Below are 20,227 nucleotides of genomic sequence, written 5' to 3'. Positions count from 1 at the left end.
TAAGAGACGACAACCATGGCAAATACGACTACCTTCGGCGGCAATGGCCGCGTCGACTATCCTCCGCGTCACACCGACAGCGGCGCCCGCAACATCAATTCGCGCGACGGGCATATCGCCCCCGGCGAGATCGCCATCGGCGTCGTGATCGGCAGGGCCTCGGAGTATTTCGACTTTTTCGTCTACGCCATCGCATCCGTGCTGGTGTTCCCCTCCATCTTCTTCCCGTTCGACGGTCGTCTCGCAGGCACGCTGTACGCCTTCACCATCTTCGCCTTCGCCTTCATCGCGCGCCCGTTCGGCACGCTGGCGTTCATGTACATACAACAACGGTTCAACCGCGAGACCAAGCTCACGCTGGCGCTGGTGCTGCTGGGCGCCTCCACGGCCGGCATCGCCTTCCTGCCCACCTATGCCACGCTGGGGCCGCTGTCCATCTTGCTGCTGTCGGTGCTGCGCGTGGGCCAGGGCGTGGCGCTGGGCGGCTCGTGGGACGGCCTGCCCTCGCTCTTGGCGCTGAACGCGCCGGCCAACAAGCGCGGCTGGTACGCCATGCTGGGCCAGCTCGGCGCGCCGGTCGGCTTCATCCTGGCCGCCGGCCTGTTCTCGTTCCTGCTGTCCACGCTCGACAACACCGACTTCCTCGACTGGGGCTGGCGCTATCCGTTCTACGTGGCCTTCGCCATCAACGTGGTGGCCCTGTTCGCGCGGCTGCGGCTGGTGTCGACCACCGAATACTCGCGCCTGCTCGATGAGCGCGAGCTGGAGCCGACCAATGTGATCGAGATGTCGCACAGCCAGGGCCGCAACATCCTGATCGGCGCGCTGGCCGCGCTGGCCAGCTACGCGCTGTTCCACCTGGTGACGGTGTTCCCGCTGTCGTGGATCAACCTGTATTCGAGCCGCTCGATCGCCGACTTCCTGCAGCTGCAGATGGGCGGCGCGGCGCTGGCCGCCGTCGGCATCGTGATCTCGGGCCTGATCGCGGACCGCTTCGGGCGCCGCAGCACGCTGGGCGCGCTGGCCGTGGCGATCGGCGTGTTCAGCGGCTTCGTGCCGATGCTGATGGATGGCGGCGTGCTGGGCCAGAACGTGTTCATCCTGACCGGCTTCTGCCTGCTGGGCCTGTCCTACGGCCAGGCGGCCGGCGCCGTGACGGCCAACTTCGAGGCCAAATACCGCTACACGGGCGCGGCCCTGACCTCGGACCTGGCCTGGCTGGTCGGCGCCGGCTTCGCGCCGCTGGTGGCGCTGGGGCTGTCGGCCCACTTCGGGCTGGCCTACGTCAGCCTGTACCTGCTGTCGGGCGCCGTCGGCTCGCTGGCCGCGCTCAGCCTGAACCGGGCGCTCGAGATTCGCGACTGAGCCGCGACCGCGCCGCGGCGCACCCGCGCCACGGGGAGGGACGTCCAACGGGCGCCCTCCCCGTTTTTCTTTGCAGGCCCGGCCCGCCACGCCGCCGTTGTTTATATGCAACATCTTATTTTGGATCAATTTCTTGAACCGGAAGCAATTACACCCTTCGCGCCACCGCCATTTCCCCGTGTAACTGAATAACCGCACAAACAACAGGGGCATCCCATTTTGCGGTGCGCGGGCCCGAAAATCCGCTACACTCTCGCGACTTCCAATTTGTAATCTACCTGCAGTCACCAGCCCTTTCATGAAACCGCCTTCGTCCCTGACGCAGCATCCGCTGCTGTTCGTACGCCCGTCGCAGCTGAAGCAGATGCGCGATCCGCTGCGCGCCAAGTGGAACACAGCACGGGCGTCCAGCGAGGCGGCGCGGGGCGCCGACATCAAGCTGGCCGAACTGATCGATTTCAGCCAGATGAACGACGTGTTCGCCAGCTACCTGGAGGTGATCGGGCTGCCGGTGGCCATCATCGACTTCAACGGCGTGGTGCTGGCCTCGTCGCACTGGCAACGGCTGTGCACGGAATTCCACCGCAACAACGACGGCACGCTGCGCCGCTGCCTGGAGAGCGACACCAGCCTGTCGCGCCAGCTGGAGGACGGCAAGAACTACGCGATCTACCGCTGCGGCAACGGCCTGACCGACTGCGCCTCCCCGATCGTGGTCGAGGGGCAGCACATCGCCAATCTGTTCATCGGCCAGTTCTTCCTGCAGCCGCCGGACCCGGACTACTTCGAGGACCAGTGCGCCCGGTTTGGCTTCGACCGTGGGCGCTACTTCGCGGCGCTGGCCGAAGTGCCCATCGTGGCCGAACAGCGCGTGCCGGCCATCCTGGCGATGCTGGTCGGCTTCGCCAATCTGCTGGCGAAACAAAGCCTGGCCGAGCACCGCGCCCGCACCGCGTACCAGGATGTCGAGCAGCTGGTGGTCGAGCGCACGCAGGCGCTGGCCCGCAGCGAGCAGCGGCTGCGCTCCATCATCGAGCTGTCGCCCGTCCCCAAGGCCCTGCGCACCATGGATGGCCGCATCTCCTACCTCAACGCCGCCTTCGTGCGCAGCTTCGGCTACACGCTGGACGACATCCCGAGCGTGGACGCGTTCTGGCGCCTGGCCTTTCCCGACCCGGCCTACCGGGCCGTGGTGCTCGACACCTGGCAACAGCGCCTCGACAGCGCGCGCCAGGGCCCCCTGCCGTTCCAGCCCACCGAACTGAACGTGCACTGCAAGGACGGCCAGGTGCGCACCGTGATCGCCGAGAGCGTCGCCATCGAGGACGACGCCGGGCAGAGCGACAGCCGCCTGATCGTGTTCTACGACGTCACGGCGCAAAAGAAGATCCAGCGCCAGCTCGACCAGCTGGCCTACCACGACCTGCTGACCGGCCTGCCCAACCGCCGCCTGCTCGACGACCGCCTGCGGCAGGCCATCGCCCTGGCCAAGCGCGCGCGGCGCAAGGTGGGCCTGCTGTTCATCGACCTGGACAAGTTCAAGCAGGTCAACGACCAGCACGGCCACGAGGCCGGCGACTGGCTGCTCAAGGAGGTGGCCGCGCGCACCCGCACCTGCCTGCGCGCGTCGGACACGCCGTCGCGCCTCGGCGGCGACGAGTTCGTGGTGCTGCTGCCGGACGTGCAGGACATGGGCGACGCCGTCAACGTGGCCGAGAAGATCCGCGCCGTGCTGGCGATGCCGTTCATGATGGAAGACGGCCGGCTGCTCGACATCTCGTCGAGCATCGGCGTGGTGCTCTTCCCCGACCACGCGGACGACGCGCGCCAGCTGCTGATGCTGGGCGACGCCGCCATGTACAAGGCCAAGCAGGGCGGCCGCAACGCCGTGGTGGCCTGCGCCTGATCCGCTGGCCGCGCGGCGCGGCGTTGCCGGTCAGGCGTCGGCCCTGGCCGGCTGCCGGGGCGCCCCGTACCACTGGAAATTGTTGCGCCCGCGCTCCTTGGCGCGGTACATGGCCACGTCGGCGTTCTTCATCATCGTGATCAGGTCCGTGCCATCGTGCGGATAGCAGCTGATGCCGATGCTGATGGTGACGCTGATCTCGTGCTGGTCGAAATGGAAGTTGGGCGCCATGGCCGCCATGATCCGGCGCGCCGTCTGGTTGACGGCGTCGGCGTCGGTCTTCTCCGTCACCAGCACCACGAATTCGTCGCCGCCGAGCCGGGCCACGATGTCGGTGTCGTGCACGTTGGCCGTCAGCCGCGCGGCCACCTCCTGCAGCAGCTTGTCGCCGGCGTCGTGACCGAGTTCGTCGTTGATGATCTTGAAGCGGTCCACGTCGATGAACATGAGGGCGAAGCCGCCGCCGTCGGCCTCCTTGCGCGCCAGCTGCGCGTCGAGCGCCTGCATGAACATGGCGCGGTTGGGCAAGGCCGTCAGCTCGTCGTAGAAGGCGCGCCGCTGCAATTCCTGCTGGTCGCGCTTGCGCAGCTCGATGTTGTTCAGGGCCGTCAGCACGCACTCCTGGCCGTCGTAGCTGATGCACTGCGACGACATCGAGGCCCAGAACGGGATGCCGTGCGCGTCCTGCATGCGCACTTCCCAGTCGGCCACGCTGCGGTGCTGGCGCAGATGCTCGAACAGCGCGTCGCGGTCCTCGCCGCGCAGGTAGAAGTCGCCCGGCCGCGCCTGCGGCAGCCCGGCCGCCGTCAGCTTGAATTGCCTGAGCGCGTGCTCGTTGGCGAACAGGATGGTGTTGTCCGACAGGCGGACGATGATGATGGGCAGCGGCGCGAACCGCAGCAGTCCGCGCAACTGCTGCTCGCCATGGCGCAGCGCGCTTTCCACGCGCTCGCTTTGCCGCACCATGCGCCGCGAGAACAGCAGCGCCGCGCCCAGCAGCAACGCCACGCCGGCGAACAGCACGGCCAGCAGGATGATCTCCGTGGCGCGCGCGGCCTGGCCCAGCGTGGAGGAGAACTCGTCCTCCAGCGGCCGCAGGCGCTGGTTGATGGCGTGCAGCGCGTGCAACTGGGCCAGCACCACCTGCTCGTTGGTCTCGCCCTGCTGCACCGAGTGCCGTATCTGCCCGGCCAGCAGCATCAGCTCGTCGATCATGGCGTCGCCGCGGGTCCAGATGCCGATCACTTTGTCGATGTCGGGAATGTGGCGGAAATGGCGGAACAGCGCGATCATGCCGTCGATATCGGCCGGATGGTTGCGCCCCTGGAGGAAGCCGGCCCGCGCGCGCGCCAGGTCCGGCTCGGGCTTCTCCAGCTCCAGCCGCGCCTGGCGGTCGCCGAGGATCACGTCCAGCGCGGCGCGGTAGGTGTCATAGTCGGCCGGCTCGTGGTAGCGCCGGTAGCGGCCCAGCGCGAACACGGCGTCCTTCTGGGCCTTGGACCACAAGCCTTCGCCGCCCACGTAGGCGCGCCCGGCCGACAACAGGCCGATGCCGTAGTAGGTGAAGATGAGGACCAGCACGATGATGGCCGAGAACAGCCACGCGATCAGGATCAGCCGCCGGCTGCGTATGCCGGTGGTGTGCGCCGGTTCGATGTGCAGTGGTTGCGCCATGTGGTCACCTTGTCGGTTTCGCAGCGTGGGGGCCAGGCGCGCCCAGAATCGCCCAGCCCGGCCCTGTCCGGCTCCCTCGCCTTGGCAAGTCCATATCGTACTCCCATCCGGCCCGGCGCGCCGTGAACTGCAAGTATCCGCGATCGAGCGACTAGCAATTTGAGCATACCAGCTCCCCTTCCGGCGAATATACGCACATTCTCACGGTTGCCTATTGGCAACAACCAGCTGCCGGCGCCACGCCGCCAGCGTGGCCGGGCCGCATGGATGCTCGTTTGATAATATATGCCCCCTGACAATCTATCAGAAGTCGTACATCATGGAACGACCGGGCTTGCGCGGCCCGGAAAAAACCTTGCCCGATAGTCATTTTTAGGCAAAACTGGCTGCGCTTCATTTTCCACCCACTGAAAAGGACGCCCATGCGCAATCCACCCGCACGCCCCCAGACGCTCGCCAGCCTGATCCTGATTGGCCTGTTCAGCCTGGGGTTGCACGCCCCCGCCCACGCGGCGGACACCAAACCGGCCGCCAAGCCGGAAGCGAAAGCCGACGCCAAAAGCGACATCGAGCTGCCGCCCCTGTCCGAGGACAAGAAGGTCCACCAATCCATCACGCTGAACGGCAAGGTGCTCAATTACGACGCCACCGTGGGCGCCATCAAGGTGCGCGACGCCAAGGGCAAGGTCACGGCCGAGGTGGTGTACACGTCGTACGTGGTGCCGGGCGCGGACGCCAAACGTCCCGTCACGTTCGCCTTCAACGGCGGGCCGGGCGCCGCCTCCGTGTACCTGAACCTGGGCGCCATCGGCCCCAAACGCGTGCAGTTCGGCGACGCCGGCAACGTGCCGTCCGATTCGTCGGAGCTGAAGGACAACGCGGCCACCTGGCTCGACATGAGCGACCTGGTGTTCATCGACCCGGTGGGCACGGGCTTCAGCCGCTCGCTGGAGGACGCCGACAAGACCAAGGCCGATTTCTATACCACCGAGCCGGACATCAAATACCTGTCGCGCGTGGTGTACGACTGGCTGGTCAAGAACGGCCGCCTGCGCTCGCCCAAGTTCGTGATGGGCGAATCGTACGGCGGCTACCGCGCGCCGCGCATCGCCTACCACCTGCAGACGCAGCTGGGCGTGGGCGTGAAGGGCCTGATCATGGTGTCGCCGTACCTGGACCCGGCCGCCATCGGCGACGACACGGCCCTGTCGCCGCTGCCGTGGATGATCAATCTGCCGTCGATGGCCGCCGTGCAGCTGGAGAACCAGCACCGCCTGACCCCGGCCGCCATGCAGGAAGTGGAGTCGTATGTGCGCCAGCAGTACGCGCTGGACCTGTTCGCGGGCCGCTCCGATCCGGCCGCCATCGCGCGCCTGGTGGGCAAGGTGTCGGGCCTGACGGGCGTGGACGCGCAGGTGGTGGGCCGGCTCGACGGCCGCCTCGACATCGGCACCTTCCTGCGCGAAGTGCACCGCGCCGACAAGAAGATCGGCTCGATCTACGACGCCAACGTGACGGCCTGGGATCCGTTCCCCGAGTCGGCCGAGCGCAAGTCGGGCGATCCGATTCTGGAGGCGCTGATCGCGCCCACCACCAGCGCCATGGTGGACTTCATCACGCGCGAGGTGGGCTGGAAGACCGAGGCGCGCTACAACGCCTTGTCGTATGACGTGAACAAGGCGTGGGACCGGGACGGCACCCGCAAGGACAAGCCGGTGAGCGACCTGCGCATGGCGATCGCCAACGATCCCCACATGGGCGTGCTGATCGTGCACGGCTATAACGACCTGGCCTGCCCCTACTTCGCTTCGCGCCTGATCATCGACCAGATGCCGAAGATGGGCAACGCGGCGGTGCGGCTGTCGGTCTACCCGGGCGGCCACATGTTCTACAGCCGCGACGCCTCGGCCCAGGCGTTCAAGCGCGACGCCAAGGCGCTGTACGGCCTGTAGTCAGCACATCAACCTGCGCGGCCGGCCGCTCCGGCGGCCGGCGCGTGGTCGAGGTCGGGCCGGCGCCACGGGTCCACGTGGGTCATCAGATTGAGCACGCGGTGGCGTTGCAGCACGCGCTGGCGCGCCACCACGGCGATGTCGTGGCCCTGCTCCACGGTCAGCGTGGCGTCCACTTCCAGGTGGGCGTCCACCACGATCAGGTCGCCCATCTTGCGGGTGCGCACGTCGTGCACGCCGCTCACGCCCGGCGTTTCCAGCAGCGTGCTGCGGATCGCCTCCACTTCCAGTTCGTCGGCGGCGCGGTCCATCAGGTCGTGCAGCGCGTCCCAGCCGAATTCCCAGCCCATTTTCGCGATCATGAAGCCGACGATCAGCGCGGCGATCGGGTCCAGGATGGGATAGCCCATCAGGTTGCCGGCGATGCCGATGCCCACCACCAGCGACGACGCCGCGTCCGAGCGCGCATGCCAGGCGTTCGCCACCAGCATGCTGGACTTGACGCGCTTGGCCACGGCCAGCATGTAGCGGAACAGCGTCTCCTTGGCCACCAGCGCCACGGCCGCCACCCACAGCGCCGACACGTGGACCTGGGCGATGGTTTCCGGCTTCTGCAGCTTGCCGATGGCCGACCACAGCATGCCCACGCCCACGGCCAGCAGCAACAGGCCCAGCACCAGCGAGGCGGCCGTCTCGAAACGCTGGTGGCCGTAGGGGTGGTCCTCGTCAGCGTCCTTCTTGCTGTGGTGGCTGGCGAACAGCACCACGAAATCGGCCACCAGGTCCGACAGCGAGTGGATACCGTCGGCGATCAAACCCTGCGAACGCGAGAACAGGCCCACGCCCACCTGGGTGCAACTCAACACCAGATTGATGGCGACGCTGACCCAGGTGCTGCGGCTGGCGGCCGCCGCCCGCTCCTGCATGCCGTGCTGGGATTCTTCCTGGTCGTCTTCAATCTGGTCAAATTTCATGGGGGGTCTTTCTTGTTGTTGGGCTGATGCAGCCGCCATTTTACGACGGGATGGCGCCCGCCGTGACGGCGGCCGTCATTCCTGCAGCAGCACCGATGCGCCGCGCGCCAGCGCGCCGGCCACGGCCAGCGCGTCCCAGTTGGTCAGGCGGATGCAGCCATGCGACTGGGTCTTGCCGATGTTGCCCGGCTCCGGCGTGCCGTGGATGCCGTAATGCTTCTTGCTCAGTTCTATCCACACCATGCCGACCGGGTTGTTGGGACCGGCGGCGATCATGGCCTTGGCGTCGCTATGTTTGGCGTCCCAGAACAGCTTGGGGTCGTAGCGGTAGACGGGATTGCGGACCACGGCCGTCACCTTCCACTGGCCGTAGGGCAGCGGATCGTGCTCGCTGCCGGTGCTGGCCGGGAACTGGGCGAACGGCGTGCCGCCGGCGTCCAGCAGCGTGAGGGTGCCATCGGCCCGCCCCACCATCAGTGCCGCCGCCTTGGGCAGGGGACTGCCCGCCAGCACATTGGGCACCACCACCTGCTCGCCCGCGCGGTTGAAGCGCTTGCCGGGGTTGAGCCGCTTGAGCAGCGCCGGGCTGCAATGGAAACGCTCGCCCAGCGCCTCGGCCGCGCTGGCGTAACCGAGCGCGGGCAAGCGTGCCTTGTCGGCCATGCTGGCCGGCGCCGCCGCGTACGGCCCGGCCGCGTCCTGCGCGGTGATGACGTAGCTGCCCAGCACCGGCTCCTTGTCCTGCGCCAGCAGCGCCCAGGTGGCCGCGTCGATGGCGCCCGTCACCTTCAGCTGGTGTAGCTTCTGGTAGCCGCTGATGGCCAGCCGCAGATTGCGGCTGTAGCTGCCGTCGATCTCGCCGGACGAGAAATGGGCGCGGTCCAGCAGCACCTGGGCGCGCAGCACGTTGGCGCCGCGCGTGCGGGGGCCGACGGTGGCGGTGGCGGGCAACTGGTTGATGGCGGCCGGGTTGGGCGCGGCGGCCTGCTTATCGGGCGCGGCCAGCACGGCGCAGGGCAGCGCGAGGCAGGCCGCCAGCGGCAACAAAAGACGAGGTGTTCTCAAGCGGTGTTCTTCTTGGTGGCAGGGCGCGGGCCGGCGCCCGCCTATTTTCGTGAGGCAAGATTATGACATCGGACACCCGGCCGGTGCCAGCGCGCGCGGCAATCGTGCGCACCCCATGGAACGAAATCGTACTAAACGACGCTATTGAGGTAGCGCTGTTTAGTGCGCTTTAGTGGGCTTTAGTGTTTCCCGCATGGTCATTTTAGTAAGCGATAGCGCGTTCCCGCGTGTTTTCGCCGGCAATCGCTGTGTTTAGAAAACAGCCGCTCGGGCGCGAACCACCCCGCCCCCGCTGCGCGGCATGGCCATGCCATCAGGGCTGCAAACCGGCCTGCTTGTCGCGGAAGAACGACCACGCCTCCTCGGCGATCTCCACGTCGCCATTCTGCGGCCCCAGCATCATGCGGTACATCCATTTCAGCCGTTTGACCTTGCTCGGCTCCGTGTGGCCGCCCTTGTCCACGCGGATCAGCGCCACCTGCAGCTTGCGGGGATCGGCGCCCCACGTGGTGCGGGTGGCGCGCGTGACGTCGGCCACGTCGCGGTGCGGGAACTCAACCGACACGCCGGCCTCGGGCAGCCGGGCCAGCTGGCGCCAGCCGGCCACCGCCTCCTCCACCGGCACCACGGAGCCACGCTGGCGCAGCATGGCGAAGCGGATGTCGCCGCCTGCGTAGGGCACGATGGGATCGGCCGTGCCGGCCACGATCAGGGCCGACACGGGCGCCTTGGGCGCGGCGCACGCGCTTTTGGCCGCCATCGACGCGCCCACCGTGGCGAAGGCCGCCAGCCGGCCGGGGCTCTCGGTGGCCAGCCGGAACGCCATGATGCCGCCGTTGGACATGCCCATCACGTACACCCGCGCCGGATCGGCGTGGTACTCGGCGACGGCCTTGTCGATCAGGGCGTTGAGGAAGCCCACGTCGTCGCCGTGGGGATTGGAGACGGCGTCGGCGCGGCAATCGTTCCAGCCCGTTTTGCCGTCGCTGCCCAGCATGCCGTCCGGCGCCAGCACCAGCAACTGTTCGCGGTCGGCGATGTGCAGCCACATGGACATTGGCGCGGCGATCCGCTCGCGCCCCAGCACCTGGGCCGCCGAACCGACGTGGCCATGCAGCACGATGACCAGCGGATGGCGCCCCTGGGTGGGCTGGTCCGGGGTGGCCAGCAGATAGTGGCGCGCGCCTTCGGGCCTGGCCAGTTCGTAGGAGGTGATCTGGGCGGCGGCTGCCGCGTGGGCCGCGCCAGCGAGCAGCAAGCCGGCGGCGGCTCGGGACAGAATGGATTTCACGGGATGACGCGCCTTTCCTGGGTCCATATGCTCCGGCGATACTGCCACAGAACGTGGCGACGGGCAATCAGCCACCGCGCCGCGAACGGCCCGCCCCGCACGGGGCGTTCACACCAAATGGCGTCCGGGCGCAACACCAAACGGCTGCCCACTTGATCCGGCGATGGTTGCGGCGCCCGGTTGCGCGACAGCGCGCTGATATAATTGCCGAATGGGAATGACACGTACGACTCGCCTTTTCGCCGCCTGGATCGCCTGCATGGCCATCCTGTTCGCCGCGTTCGCGCCGTCGATCTCCCACGCGCGCGCGGCCGCGCGCGGCGCCGGCTGGATGGAGATCTGCAGCACGGCGGGCGCCAAACTGGTGGACATGGACACGGGCCAGAGCCTGGAACAGCCAGCCACCGGCGTCGACACCTCCCACCTCGACCACTGTCCGTTCTGTTTCACCCACGGCGGCGCCCCGCTGGCCCTGCCCGGCGCCGACCTGACCCTGCCCGCGTTCACCGCGCAGGACAGCCATCCCTTCCTGTTCTACCACGCACCGCGCCCGCTGCCCATCTGGACGGCGGCGCATCCGCGCGCCCCGCCTTCCGCCACCATCTGATCCCCACGGACGCAGGCTGAGCGCGCGCATCGCGCCACCGCCCGCCCGTTCGCGCCCGCACGCCATGGCCCCATCAAGCCCGGCGGCGGCGCGCGATCCCTGCCCGCGCGCCCGCGCCCGCGTCCCGTACAAGAACAAACCCGGATAGTCCAAGGAAGGTTTCCATGAAGTCGCACCACACCCCCATCGCCGCGGCCCTGCTCGCGGCCTTCGCCTGCACCTACGCCCTGGCCGACGACGCCATCTTCGACAGCGCCCTGCAGGAAATCGTGATCAAAGGCGAAAAGCGCGCCACCGTGGCGCCCGTCATCACGACGGAGTCCGTGACGGCCAGCCAGATCGAGGCGAGCATCAACGCCGTCACCACCGCCGAAGTGCTCAATTACCTGCCCAGCATGCACGTGCGCGAACGCTACGCGGGCGACCGCAACGGCATCCTGGTCATGCGCGTCAACAGCTCCGTTTCCAGCGCGCAGACCACCGTGTACGCGGACGATCTGCTGCTGTCCAACTTCCTCAACAACAGCTTCAGCACGGCGCCGCGCTGGGGCATGGTGGCGCCGGTGGAGATCGAACGGGTGGACGTGCTGTACGGCCCGTTCTCGGCGCTCTACCCCGGCAACTCTGCCGGCGGCGTGGTGATGATGACGACCCACATGCCGGAACGCTTCGAGGCCCACGCCGGCGTCGACCTGTTCAGCCAGGACTTCAAACTGTACGGCACCAGCCGGCACTTCAACGGTTCCCACGCCAGCGCCGCCATCGGCAACAAGAGCGGCCCCTGGTCGTTCTGGATCACGGCCGACCACCTCGACAACCACGGCCAGCCGCAAACCTTCGGCGCCGCCGCCAAGGCCAGCCCCAAGGCCGGCACCGCCTACACGGCCGTCAGCGGCGAACTGCGCGACACCGACACCAGCGGCAACGCGCGCGTCATCACCAGCGCCATCGGCGCCGACCGCACGGTGCAGGACACCGACAAGATCAAGCTCGCTTACGACCTCACGCCCACCGTGCGCGCCATGTACACGCTGGGCATCTGGCAGAACAAGTCGAACACCGACGTCGCCGCCTACCTGCGCGACGGCGCCGGCAATCCCGTCTACAACACGGCCGCCAGTGGCGCGGGCAAGTACGTCAAGTTCGCCGGCGACGGCAACTACTACACGCTGGCCGGCACCTCGCCCGGCTACAGCGAAAGCCGGCACCTGATGCACGGCCTGTCGCTCAAGTCCGACACGGGCGGCACCTGGGACTGGGAAGCCATCGCCAGCCTGTATTCGCAGGACATGGACCGCAGCCGCAGCGCCGCCAACACGGCCAGCCTGACCGATTCGGGCACGGGCGCGCTGCGCCCGGCCGGCACGCTCACCGCGGCCGACGGCACCGGCTGGCGCAATCTCGACCTGCGCGGCACCTGGCGCGCCGACGGCACGGCCGGCAGCGCGCACATCGTCAGCTTCGGCTACCACGTCGACCGCTACACGCTCAAGTCGGTCACGTCGGCCGTGCCGTCGGACTGGCTGTATGGCGCGGCGGCGGCCCAGCCCTCCAGCGATTCCTACGGCAAGACCGAGACGCAGGCGCTGTACCTGCAGGACGCGTGGCGCGTGGCGCCGGCCTGGCGGCTGGTGGCCGGCGCGCGCGCCGAGCACTGGCGCGCCTTCGACGGCAGCAACTACAACGCGGCCAACGTGCCGGCCTACCGGCAGCTGAACTACGCGGCCCGCAGCAGCACCGACGTCTCGCCCAAGCTGGGCCTGTCCTGGCTGGCCAGCGCCGACTGGACGCTGCGCGCCGCGCTGGGCAAGGCCGTGCGCTACCCGACCGTGGCCGAGATCTTCCAGGTCATCAGCCTGCCCAACAACGTCAAGCAGAACGATCCCAACCTCAAGCCCGAGCGCGTGGTGTCGGGCGAACTGGTGGCCGAACGCCACTTCCAGCGCGCCAGCCTGCGCTCGTCGCTGTTCTGGGAGGCCAAGCGCGACGCGCTGATCTCGCAGTCCGACGTCACCGTCACGCCCAACATCTCGAGCATCCAGAACGTGGACAAGGTGCGCACCTACGGCGTGGAGGAGGCGTTCGACGCGCGCGACTGGCTGGTGCGCGGCCTGGACGTGAACGGTAGCGCCACCTGGACCCGCTCCACCATCACGGCCGACAGCCGCAACCCCGGCCTGGTGGACACCGACCAGCCGCGCATCCCCGACTGGCGCGCCACCCTAGTGGCCACCTACCACGCCACCGAGCGCCTGGCGCTCAGCCTCAGCTACCGCTACAGCGGCCGCCAGCACAATGGGCTTTACAATACGGCCACCCACCAGTACAACGACGTCAATCCCGACGTGTATGGCGCCGTCAGCCATTACAGCGTGTTCGACGCCAAGGTGCTGTACAACGTGAACGAACGCTGGTCGGCGGCGCTGGGCGTGAACAACCTTGGCAACTTCAAGTACTACGTCAACCCGAACCCGTACCCGCAACGCACCGTGTTCGCCAGCCTGAAATATGACTATTGAACGGAAGCCCCAAATAACCGCCGTCGTTCCCGCGCAGGCGGGAATCCAGGCATTGCCCGAATTCCCTCCAACCACCGCCGGAAGAATCGAGACCTACGCCATGCAGCACATCTTACCCCCCCTCCCCGCGCGCGGCCGGACCGCGCTGGCGGCGCTGGCGCTGGGCGCCCTTGGCGCCTGTGTCGGCAGCGCCGCCCACGCCCAGGCCATGCCCCAGGGCCACATGATGAAGGCCGCCCGATCGGCCGAACTGGGCACGGCCGCCGCCATCGACGCGCGCGGCGCCATCTGGACCGTCAGCAAGGAGGTCGATGGCACGGCCCAGTATCTGGTGCTGCGCAAGTCGGACGACGACGGCGCCCACTGGTCGGCGCCGGCCCGCATCCTGAGCGAACCGGAGGCCATCGCGGCCGATGGCGAAAGCCGCCCCAAACTGCTGTTCGGCCCCAAGGGCGAGTTCTACATCAGCTACAGCAAGCCGCTGGCCAAGCCCTACACAGGCGACGTGCGCTTCATCCGCTCGCTCGACGGCGGCCTTACCTTCTCGGCCCCCGTCACCGTGCACGCCGACCGCGCCATCATCACCCACCGCTTCGACGCCATGACCATCGACCCGCAGGGCCGCATCTACGTGGCCTGGATCGACAAGCGCGACCTCGAACAGGCCCGCGCGCGCCAGCAGGACTACCGCGGCGCGGCCATCTACTACGCCGTCTCGGACGACCGTGGCGCCAGCTTCCACGGCGACTACAAGGTGGCCGACCATAGCTGCGAATGCTGCCGCATCGCGCTCGCCACCGGCCCGGACGGCAAGGTCATGGCCCTGTGGCGCCACGTGTTCGCCCCCAACGTGCGCGACCACGCGCTGGCCGAACTGACGCCGTCGGGCGCCGTGGCCGCGCCCATCCGCGCCACCTTCGACGACTGGCGCGTGGACGCCTGCCCGCACCAGGGCCCGGCCCTGGCCTACGCGGCCGACGGCACGCGCCACCAGGCCTGGTTCACCGTCAAGGGCGAGGATGGCGGCGTCTATTACGCCAGCGCGGCGCCGGGCAAGCCGCTGGGCAGCCCCGTCAAACTCGGCTCCGACCAGGCCGACCATGCCGCCATCGCCATCGACGGCCGCACCATCGTGCTGGCATGGCGCCAGTTCGACGGCAAGGCCACCGCCATCATGGGCCGCATCTCGCGCGATGCCGGCCAGACCTGGCGCGAGACGCCACTGGCCAGCACGGCGCAGGCGTCGGACCATCCGCAACTGCTGCGGGGCCGCAACGGCATCGTGCTCGTCTGGCGCACCGTGGCCGAAGGCGTGCGGGTGGTGCCGGTCAAACTGGAGGAACAATGATGAAACGCATGATCACAACCGCCGTGCTGTCCACGGCCATGTGGCTGGGGGCCGTGGCCGGCGCCCAGGCCGCCGAAACGAAACTGGCCGTGGCCCCGTTTGAAGCGGACAGCCTGCCGCAGATCGTGCGCGCGCACGCGGGCAAGCCGTTCGTGCTGATCCTGTGGTCGCTCGACTGCGTGTACTGCCAGGCCAGCCTGAACGTGCTGGCCGAACAGAAGCGCAGCCACCCGGCGCTCGACATCGTCACCCTGTCGACCGACGGTGTGGGCGATCCGCAGACGGACGCGCTGGTCGAGCAACGGCTGCGCAAGCTGGCCCTGACCGGCAACGCCTGGGGCTACGGCGCGGCGCCGGCCGAACAGCTGCGCTACGCGATCGACCCCAAGTGGCATGGCGAGATGCCGCGCAGCTACTGGTTCGACGCCCAGGGCCGCCGCACGCCCTATTCCGGCGTGCTGACGCCGGCCACCATCGAACGGCTGGCGGGACGCAAACCGGACTGAGGCAACACTGCCGCGACGCCAACATTATCTGGAAAATCATTCAACATAGGCGTCGCCGCCGCCTTTGCCGTGTCTTTATGCCGATTCTGGACTAAGATAAAGCAAAGAGCGGGCGACGAGCGCGTGCCGCCCCACCGGAGGTTGAAATGAAGACAAATCGGATCAAACTGGCGCTGGGCATCCTGCTGGCCGCCCTCGCCGCCGCCGTACTCACGTCCACCATGCGTCTGCCGCTGGAGCAAGGCTTGCAGCAGGCGTCGATGCTGCTGCTGGGTCTGGCGGCCATGGCGGCCCTGGCCAGCTTCGCCGGCAACGTCGAAAGCAGCGCCAACGCGCCGCTGGTGCAGTTTCCGTCCAACGACCGCCGCCTGAACCCGCCGGGCCAGATGCGTGCCACCGACGGCATGCCGGAGCGGCGCGAACGGCGCCAGAGTCCCACGCTGTGGGGTCCGTCCACCGACGAGTTGCTGGAGGAAGACCCGGCGCTGGCGCTGGCCAAGCTGCGCATCGACCTCGAAGGCGAGTTGCGGCGCATCGCGCAGGTGCGCAAACTGCCGCTGGAAGCCCGTCATGCGCCCATCCATCAACTGGTGGACGCGCTGCTATTGGCCCGCCTGCTGGACCCGGATCAGGACAAAATCCTGAACGGCGTGCTGCGCGACTGCAATGCGGCCATCCATGGCGCCGACATGACGGCCGACGCGGCGAGCGCCGTGATCGAAGCGGGCGCCCGCCTGCTGGGCACGCTGCGCCATATTTAATGGCGCCCAAAAATTACTGTCGTTCCCGCGTAGGCGGGAACCCATAGGTCGCGTGACTAATAGCGCAGCATGGATTCCCGCCTGCGCGGGAACGCCGCTTCACGGCTGCGGCGGATACGGGCTCTTGCCGCCGTCCGCGATGAAGGCGTCGATGCGCGCCTCCAGCACCGGCAGCGGCACCGAGCCCAGTTGCAGCACCGTGTCGTGGAAATGGCGGATATCGAAGCGCGCGCCCAACGCCGCCTCGGCCTTTTTGCGCGCGTTGACGATGGCCATCTCGCCCAGATAGTAGGACAGCGCCTGGCCCGGCCAGGAAATGTAGCGGTCCACTTCCGTCTCGATCTCGTGTTCCGACAAGGCCGTGTTGTCGTGCAGGTAGGCCTGGGCCTGGGCGCGGGTCCAGCCCTTGGCGTGGATGCCCGTGTCCACCACCAGCCGCGCCGCCCGCCACGCCTGGTAGCTGAGCATGCCGAAGGTTTCATACGGCGTGTCGTAGATGCCCATCTCGGTGCCCAGCCGTTCCGAATACAGGGCCCAGCCCTCGCCGTAGGCCGAGATGTAGGCGCGGCGGAACGGCGGCAAGCCCTGCTGCTCGAGCGCCACCGGCATCTGGAACGCGTGGCCGGGCGCCGATTCGTGCAGCGTGAGCGCGGGCAGGCTGTAGAGCGCGCGCGACGGCAGATCGTAGGTGTTGACCAGATACACGCCCGGCCCGCCCCGGCCCGAGGTGTAGAACGGCGCCTGGTCGGCCGGCACCGGCGTGATGGCGAAGCGGCGCCGTGGCAGGTAGCCGAAATACTGGCTGGCCTTGCCGTCGAATTTCTTGGCGATCCAGGCCGCCCGCATCAGCAGCTCCTCCGGCGTCCTGGCGTAGAAGCGCGGGTCGGTGCGCAGGAAATGCAGGAAGGCCGGCAGCTCGCCCTTGAAGCCCGTCTGCGCGATGGTGGCCACCATCTCGGCCCGGATCTTGGCCATTTCATCGAGGCCGATCTGGTGGATCCGCTCCGCGCTCAGCGAGGTGGTGGTGAATTCCACGATCTTGGACTGGTAGTACGCCTTGCCGTCCGGCAGGCTCTCGGCCGCCAGCGCCTCGCGCGCGTTGGGCACGTACTCGGTGCGCATGAAGTCGAGCAGCGCGCGGTAGGCTGGCTGCACGGCGGTGCCGATGGCCTGCACGGCGGCGGCCCGCAGCAGCTCCTGGGTGGCGGCCGGGATGGTGGCCGGCATGGCCTTGAACGGCGTGTAGAACACGGTGTCCTGCGGCGTGGCCGCCTGCGTCACGGAGGTCAGCGAACTGTCGCGCCCCACCAGCGTGACCCTGGGCGGCGTGAAGCCGCGCGCCAGGCCGGTTCGCATGTTCGCCGTTTCCTCGGTGAAGTAGCGCGGCACGTCGGCCAGCTGCTTGAGGTAGTCGCGGTATTCCTGCTCCGTGGTGAAGTGCTTGCGTGCGTCGTCGGCCATGTTGGACCAGAACGCGGTGTCGGCGTTGAGCGGCTTTTCGTATTCGCGGAAGCGCTGGCCGGCCACCAGGGCCGCGATCTGCGCCCGGTACACGGCGTAGTTGATGCGCTCGGGCGCCGACAGCCGGGCCGGCGCGACGCCGTCCAGTTGTTTCAGCACGTTCTGCCAGTACGCCAGGCGCGCCTGCTGGGTGGCCGGGTCCACATGCGGCAGGTCGGGCCGTACGCCGTTGTCGTCGTCCTCGTCGTCCTCCAGGCGCTGGGTCAGCCGCCATTTCCACTCCTGCGTGTAGATGGCCTTGAAGCGGGCGTCGGCGGGGCCGGCGGCCCGGTGCGCGGCGGCCACCCCGGCCGCCGCCACGGGCTGGGTCAGGCCGGCGCCGGCCAGCAGGCAGGCCAGCAGGCAGGCGGGCAAACGGCGGGCGCCGGCGGCGCGGATCTTGTTTTCCATGACACTCCAGGACGATGAATTAATTGCGGACACAACAATCGCGGGACCGGTGACACAAGACCGGTGACACAGGTCCGGCGTCACAGGTCCGGCACGCAGCGCTTCTCGCGCAGCAGCGTGGTGAACGCCTCGGCGCCGACCGGGCGGCTGAAGTAATAGCCCTGCATCTCGTCGCAGCCGCGCTGGGCCAGGAACTCGACCTGCTCGCGCGTCTCCACGCCTTCCGCGATCACGCGCAGGTTCAGGTTGTGGGCCAGCGAGATCACCGACAGGGCGATGGCCGCGTCGTTGGGATTGGTGGTGACGTCGTCGACGAACGATTTGTCGATCTTGAGCACGTCGATCGGGAAGCGCTTCAGGTAGCCGAGACTCGAATAGCCGGTGCCGAAGTCGTCGAGCGAGATGGAGACGCCGATGTCCTTGAGCCGCTTGAGCGCGGCCACCGCCTTGTCCGGGTCGCCCATCACCGTGCCCTCCGTGATCTCCAGCCCCAGGCAGGCCGGCGGGATGCCGAAGCGGCGCAGCGTGCCCTCCACGAACGGCACCGTGCTGTCGTGGCCGAACTGGCCGGCCGACAGGTTGACGGCCACCTTGATCTGGCCCAGGCCCTGGTCGCGCCACACCTTGATCTGGGCGCACACGCTCTCGAGCACCCATTCGCCGATCGGGTTGACCAGGCCGTACTCCTCGGCCAGCGGGATGAAACGGTTGGGCGGCACCTTGCCCAGCACCGGGTTGTCCCAGCGCAGCAGCGCCTCGGCGCCCACCATCTGGCCCGTGCGCAGGCAGATCTGCGGCTGGTAGTGCACCTCGAACTCGTCGCGCGCGATGGCGCCGCGCAGCTGGCCCTGGATCGCCAGCTTGTCGCGGATCTCGGCGTCCATGCGCTCGGTGAAGAAGGCGTAGTTGTCGCGGCCGGTCTCCTTGGCGCGGTACAGGGCCGTGTCGGCGTTGCGCACCAGCTCGTCGAGGCTGTCGCCGTCGGTGGGGCTGACGGCCACGCCGATGCTGGATGTGAGCGAGATCGGATGGCCGTCGATCACCAGCTCCGTGCGCAGCCCGGCCAGGATGCGCTGGGCCAGCAGCAGGGTGCCGCCGCACTTGGTGTCGTCCTGCAGGATGATCTGGAATTCGTCGCCGCCCTGGCGCGTCACCGTGTCGCCCTCGCGCACCGTGTCGTTGAGGAAGCGGGCCACGGCCTGCAGCGCCTTGTCGCCCATCTGCGGGCCGTAGGTGTCGTTGACGCTCTTGAAGCGGTCCAGGTCGAGGCACATCACCGTCACGCACTGGCCCTCGCGCCTGGCCGCGCCCTGCAGGTGCTCGAAGCGCTGGCGCGCCAGCAGGCGGTTGGGCAGCCCGGTCAGGGCGTCGTGGTTGGACAGGAAGTCGATCAGGTGCTGCTCGGCCTTGCGCTCGGTGAGGTCCATGAACACGGCCACCACGTTGAGCAGCTTGCCCTCCTCGTCCTTGACCACGGAAATGCTGAGCAGGCCCGGATAGGTGTTGCCGTTCTTGCGGCGCGCCATGATCTCGCCCGACCAGTGGCCGGCCGCCGTCAGCGACCGGGTCAGGGCCTGGAAGCCGGGCGAGTCCGGGCCGCCCGCGTGCAGCATGGCCACGCCGCGCCCCACCACCTCCTTGGCGCCGTAGCCGGAGATGCGGGTGAAGGCGGGATTGGTGGCCAGGATGTCGCCCTGGTCGTCGGTGATCACGATGGCGTCCTGGGTGGCCTCGAACACCTGGCTGGCCAGCCGCAGGAATTCCTCGTTGGCGCGGCGCTGGCGCACCTCCTGCTCCAGCGACTCGGCCAGCTTGGCCAGTTCCGCCGTGCGCTCGCCGACCCGCTGTTCGAGCAGCGCCCGCTCGTCGGCCAGCGCCTTCTGGGTGCGCGCCAGGCGCACGTGGGCGTCGGTGCGGGCCAGGATCTCCTCGGCCTGGAACGGCTTGGCGATGAAGTCCACGGCGCCCAGCGCGAAGCCGCGCACCTTGTCGTCGGTGTCGTGCTGGGCCGACAGGAAGATCACGGGCACGTGGCGCAGCTCGGGCGACGCCTTCAGGCGGCGGCACACCTCGAAGCCGTCGATGCCGGGCATGCGGATGTCGAGCAGGATCAGCTCGGGCGGGCGCGACTGGGCCGTCCACAGGGCCAGCTCGCCGTTGGGCGCCTGGCGCACGTAATAGCCGGCCTCGGTCAACAGGTCGCTGAGCAGTTTGAGCGAGGCCGGCGTGTCTTCCACGATCAGCACTTCGCCCTTGGTGTGTTGTTCCGCCATTTCCCCGTGCATGCAAAAACTCTTTCTACGCGATTCAGTGCCCGGCCCCCGCGGGATCGCCCGGCAGCCCCCTAT

14 protein-coding genes are annotated in these 20,227 nt (G+C 68.3%); 8 read left to right on the top strand and 6 right to left on the bottom strand.

The genetic code is table 11. From position 1 onward, the window contains the following. Positions 1-15: 15 nt before the first annotated feature. Together AC1RQG_RS24470 and AC1RQG_RS24465 are read left to right on the top strand one after the other, a co-directional pair. A complete protein-coding gene (locus AC1RQG_RS24470) occupies positions 16-1,365 on the top strand; it encodes an MFS transporter (protein WP_493135456.1) in 1,350 nt (449 codons plus the stop codon). 298 nt (positions 1,366-1,663) lie between these two features. Further along, positions 1,664-3,271 (top strand): diguanylate cyclase, encoded by a 1,608-nt coding sequence (locus AC1RQG_RS24465; RefSeq protein ID WP_493135454.1) that lies wholly within the window; start codon positions 1,664-1,666, stop codon positions 3,269-3,271. 30 nt (positions 3,272-3,301) lie between these two features. Here AC1RQG_RS24465 and AC1RQG_RS24460 read toward each other — a convergent pair whose 3' ends face one another. Continuing rightward, on the bottom strand, positions 3,302-4,945 hold the full coding sequence (locus tag AC1RQG_RS24460; RefSeq protein ID WP_493135452.1) for a diguanylate cyclase domain-containing protein: 1,644 nt from the start codon (positions 4,943-4,945) through the stop codon (positions 3,302-3,304). Positions 4,946-5,367: 422 nt separating this feature from the next. Between AC1RQG_RS24460 and AC1RQG_RS24455 the strand changes: the two genes are divergently transcribed. Then, the gene (locus AC1RQG_RS24455) at positions 5,368-6,897 is read left to right on the top strand and encodes a S10 family peptidase (protein WP_493135450.1); all 1,530 of its coding nucleotides are present in this window, start codon (positions 5,368-5,370) and stop codon (positions 6,895-6,897) included. A gap of 8 nt (positions 6,898-6,905) precedes the next feature. Here AC1RQG_RS24455 and AC1RQG_RS24450 read toward each other — a convergent pair whose 3' ends face one another. From AC1RQG_RS24450 to AC1RQG_RS24440, 3 genes are all read right to left on the bottom strand, one after another. Further along, the gene (locus AC1RQG_RS24450) at positions 6,906-7,871 is read right to left on the bottom strand and encodes a cation diffusion facilitator family transporter (protein ID WP_493135448.1); all 966 of its coding nucleotides are present in this window, start codon (positions 7,869-7,871) and stop codon (positions 6,906-6,908) included. Between the two features lie 75 nt (positions 7,872-7,946). Continuing rightward, entirely contained in the window at positions 7,947-8,936 is a 990-nt protein-coding gene (locus AC1RQG_RS24445) for a L,D-transpeptidase family protein (protein ID WP_493135446.1), read from the bottom strand. A 313-nt stretch (positions 8,937-9,249) separates the two neighbouring features. Next, the gene (locus AC1RQG_RS24440) at positions 9,250-10,227 is read right to left on the bottom strand and encodes a CE1 family esterase (RefSeq protein WP_493135444.1); all 978 of its coding nucleotides are present in this window, start codon (positions 10,225-10,227) and stop codon (positions 9,250-9,252) included. 217 nt (positions 10,228-10,444) lie between these two features. Between AC1RQG_RS24440 and AC1RQG_RS24435 the strand changes: the two genes are divergently transcribed. The 5 genes from AC1RQG_RS24435 to AC1RQG_RS24415 all read left to right on the top strand — a co-directional run bounded on the left by AC1RQG_RS24435 (position 10,445) and on the right by AC1RQG_RS24415 (position 15,968). Next, on the top strand, positions 10,445-10,834 hold the full coding sequence (locus tag AC1RQG_RS24435; RefSeq protein ID WP_493135442.1) for a DUF2946 domain-containing protein: 390 nt from the start codon (positions 10,445-10,447) through the stop codon (positions 10,832-10,834). A 164-nt stretch (positions 10,835-10,998) separates the two neighbouring features. Next, on the top strand, positions 10,999-13,353 hold the full coding sequence (locus AC1RQG_RS24430) for a TonB-dependent receptor (protein WP_493135440.1): 2,355 nt from the start codon (positions 10,999-11,001) through the stop codon (positions 13,351-13,353). A 100-nt stretch (positions 13,354-13,453) separates the two neighbouring features. Continuing rightward, entirely contained in the window at positions 13,454-14,701 is a 1,248-nt protein-coding gene (locus AC1RQG_RS24425) for a sialidase family protein (RefSeq protein WP_493135438.1), read from the top strand. 8 nt (positions 14,702-14,709) lie between these two features. Continuing rightward, positions 14,710-15,207, top strand: coding sequence for a TlpA family protein disulfide reductase (locus tag AC1RQG_RS24420; protein WP_493135436.1), 498 nt, complete (start codon positions 14,710-14,712; stop codon positions 15,205-15,207). A gap of 146 nt (positions 15,208-15,353) precedes the next feature. Next, on the top strand, positions 15,354-15,968 hold the full coding sequence (locus tag AC1RQG_RS24415; RefSeq protein WP_493135434.1) for a hypothetical protein: 615 nt from the start codon (positions 15,354-15,356) through the stop codon (positions 15,966-15,968). A gap of 99 nt (positions 15,969-16,067) precedes the next feature. Here AC1RQG_RS24415 and AC1RQG_RS24410 read toward each other — a convergent pair whose 3' ends face one another. Then, the gene (locus AC1RQG_RS24410; protein WP_493135432.1) at positions 16,068-17,879 is read right to left on the bottom strand and encodes a DUF885 domain-containing protein; all 1,812 of its coding nucleotides are present in this window, start codon (positions 17,877-17,879) and stop codon (positions 16,068-16,070) included. 80 nt (positions 17,880-17,959) lie between these two features. After that, entirely contained in the window at positions 17,960-20,152 is a 2,193-nt protein-coding gene (locus tag AC1RQG_RS24405; protein WP_493135430.1) for a GGDEF/EAL domain-containing response regulator, read from the bottom strand. Positions 20,153-20,227: the final 75 nt, after the last annotated feature.

Source organism: Rugamonas sp. GW822-FHT03B10 (assembly GCF_058801745.1).
Note: the sequence above shows the minus strand (reverse complement) of the source record. Positions and strands in the feature narration are given on the sequence as shown.

Excerpts from the sequence above, each read along its gene's own strand:
- AC1RQG_RS24455 (WP_493135450.1), top strand. The coding sequence starts at position 5,368 with ATGCGCAATCCACCCGCACGCCCCCAGACGCTCGCCAGCCTGATCCTG.
- AC1RQG_RS24405 (WP_493135430.1), bottom strand. The coding sequence starts at position 20,152 with ATGGCGGAACAACACACCAAGGGCGAAGTGCTGATCGTGGAAGACACG.
- AC1RQG_RS24470 (WP_493135456.1), top strand. The coding sequence starts at position 16 with ATGGCAAATACGACTACCTTCGGCGGCAATGGCCGCGTCGACTATCCT.
- AC1RQG_RS24460 (WP_493135452.1), bottom strand. The coding sequence starts at position 4,945 with ATGGCGCAACCACTGCACATCGAACCGGCGCACACCACCGGCATACGC.
- AC1RQG_RS24425 (WP_493135438.1), top strand. The coding sequence starts at position 13,454 with ATGCAGCACATCTTACCCCCCCTCCCCGCGCGCGGCCGGACCGCGCTG.
- AC1RQG_RS24450 (WP_493135448.1), bottom strand. The coding sequence starts at position 7,871 with ATGAAATTTGACCAGATTGAAGACGACCAGGAAGAATCCCAGCACGGC.
- AC1RQG_RS24430 (WP_493135440.1), top strand. The coding sequence starts at position 10,999 with ATGAAGTCGCACCACACCCCCATCGCCGCGGCCCTGCTCGCGGCCTTC.
- AC1RQG_RS24435 (WP_493135442.1), top strand. The coding sequence starts at position 10,445 with ATGACACGTACGACTCGCCTTTTCGCCGCCTGGATCGCCTGCATGGCC.
- AC1RQG_RS24420 (WP_493135436.1), top strand. The coding sequence starts at position 14,710 with ATGATCACAACCGCCGTGCTGTCCACGGCCATGTGGCTGGGGGCCGTG.
- AC1RQG_RS24465 (WP_493135454.1), top strand. The coding sequence starts at position 1,664 with ATGAAACCGCCTTCGTCCCTGACGCAGCATCCGCTGCTGTTCGTACGC.
- AC1RQG_RS24415 (WP_493135434.1), top strand. The coding sequence starts at position 15,354 with ATGAAGACAAATCGGATCAAACTGGCGCTGGGCATCCTGCTGGCCGCC.
- AC1RQG_RS24410 (WP_493135432.1), bottom strand. The coding sequence starts at position 17,879 with ATGGAAAACAAGATCCGCGCCGCCGGCGCCCGCCGTTTGCCCGCCTGC.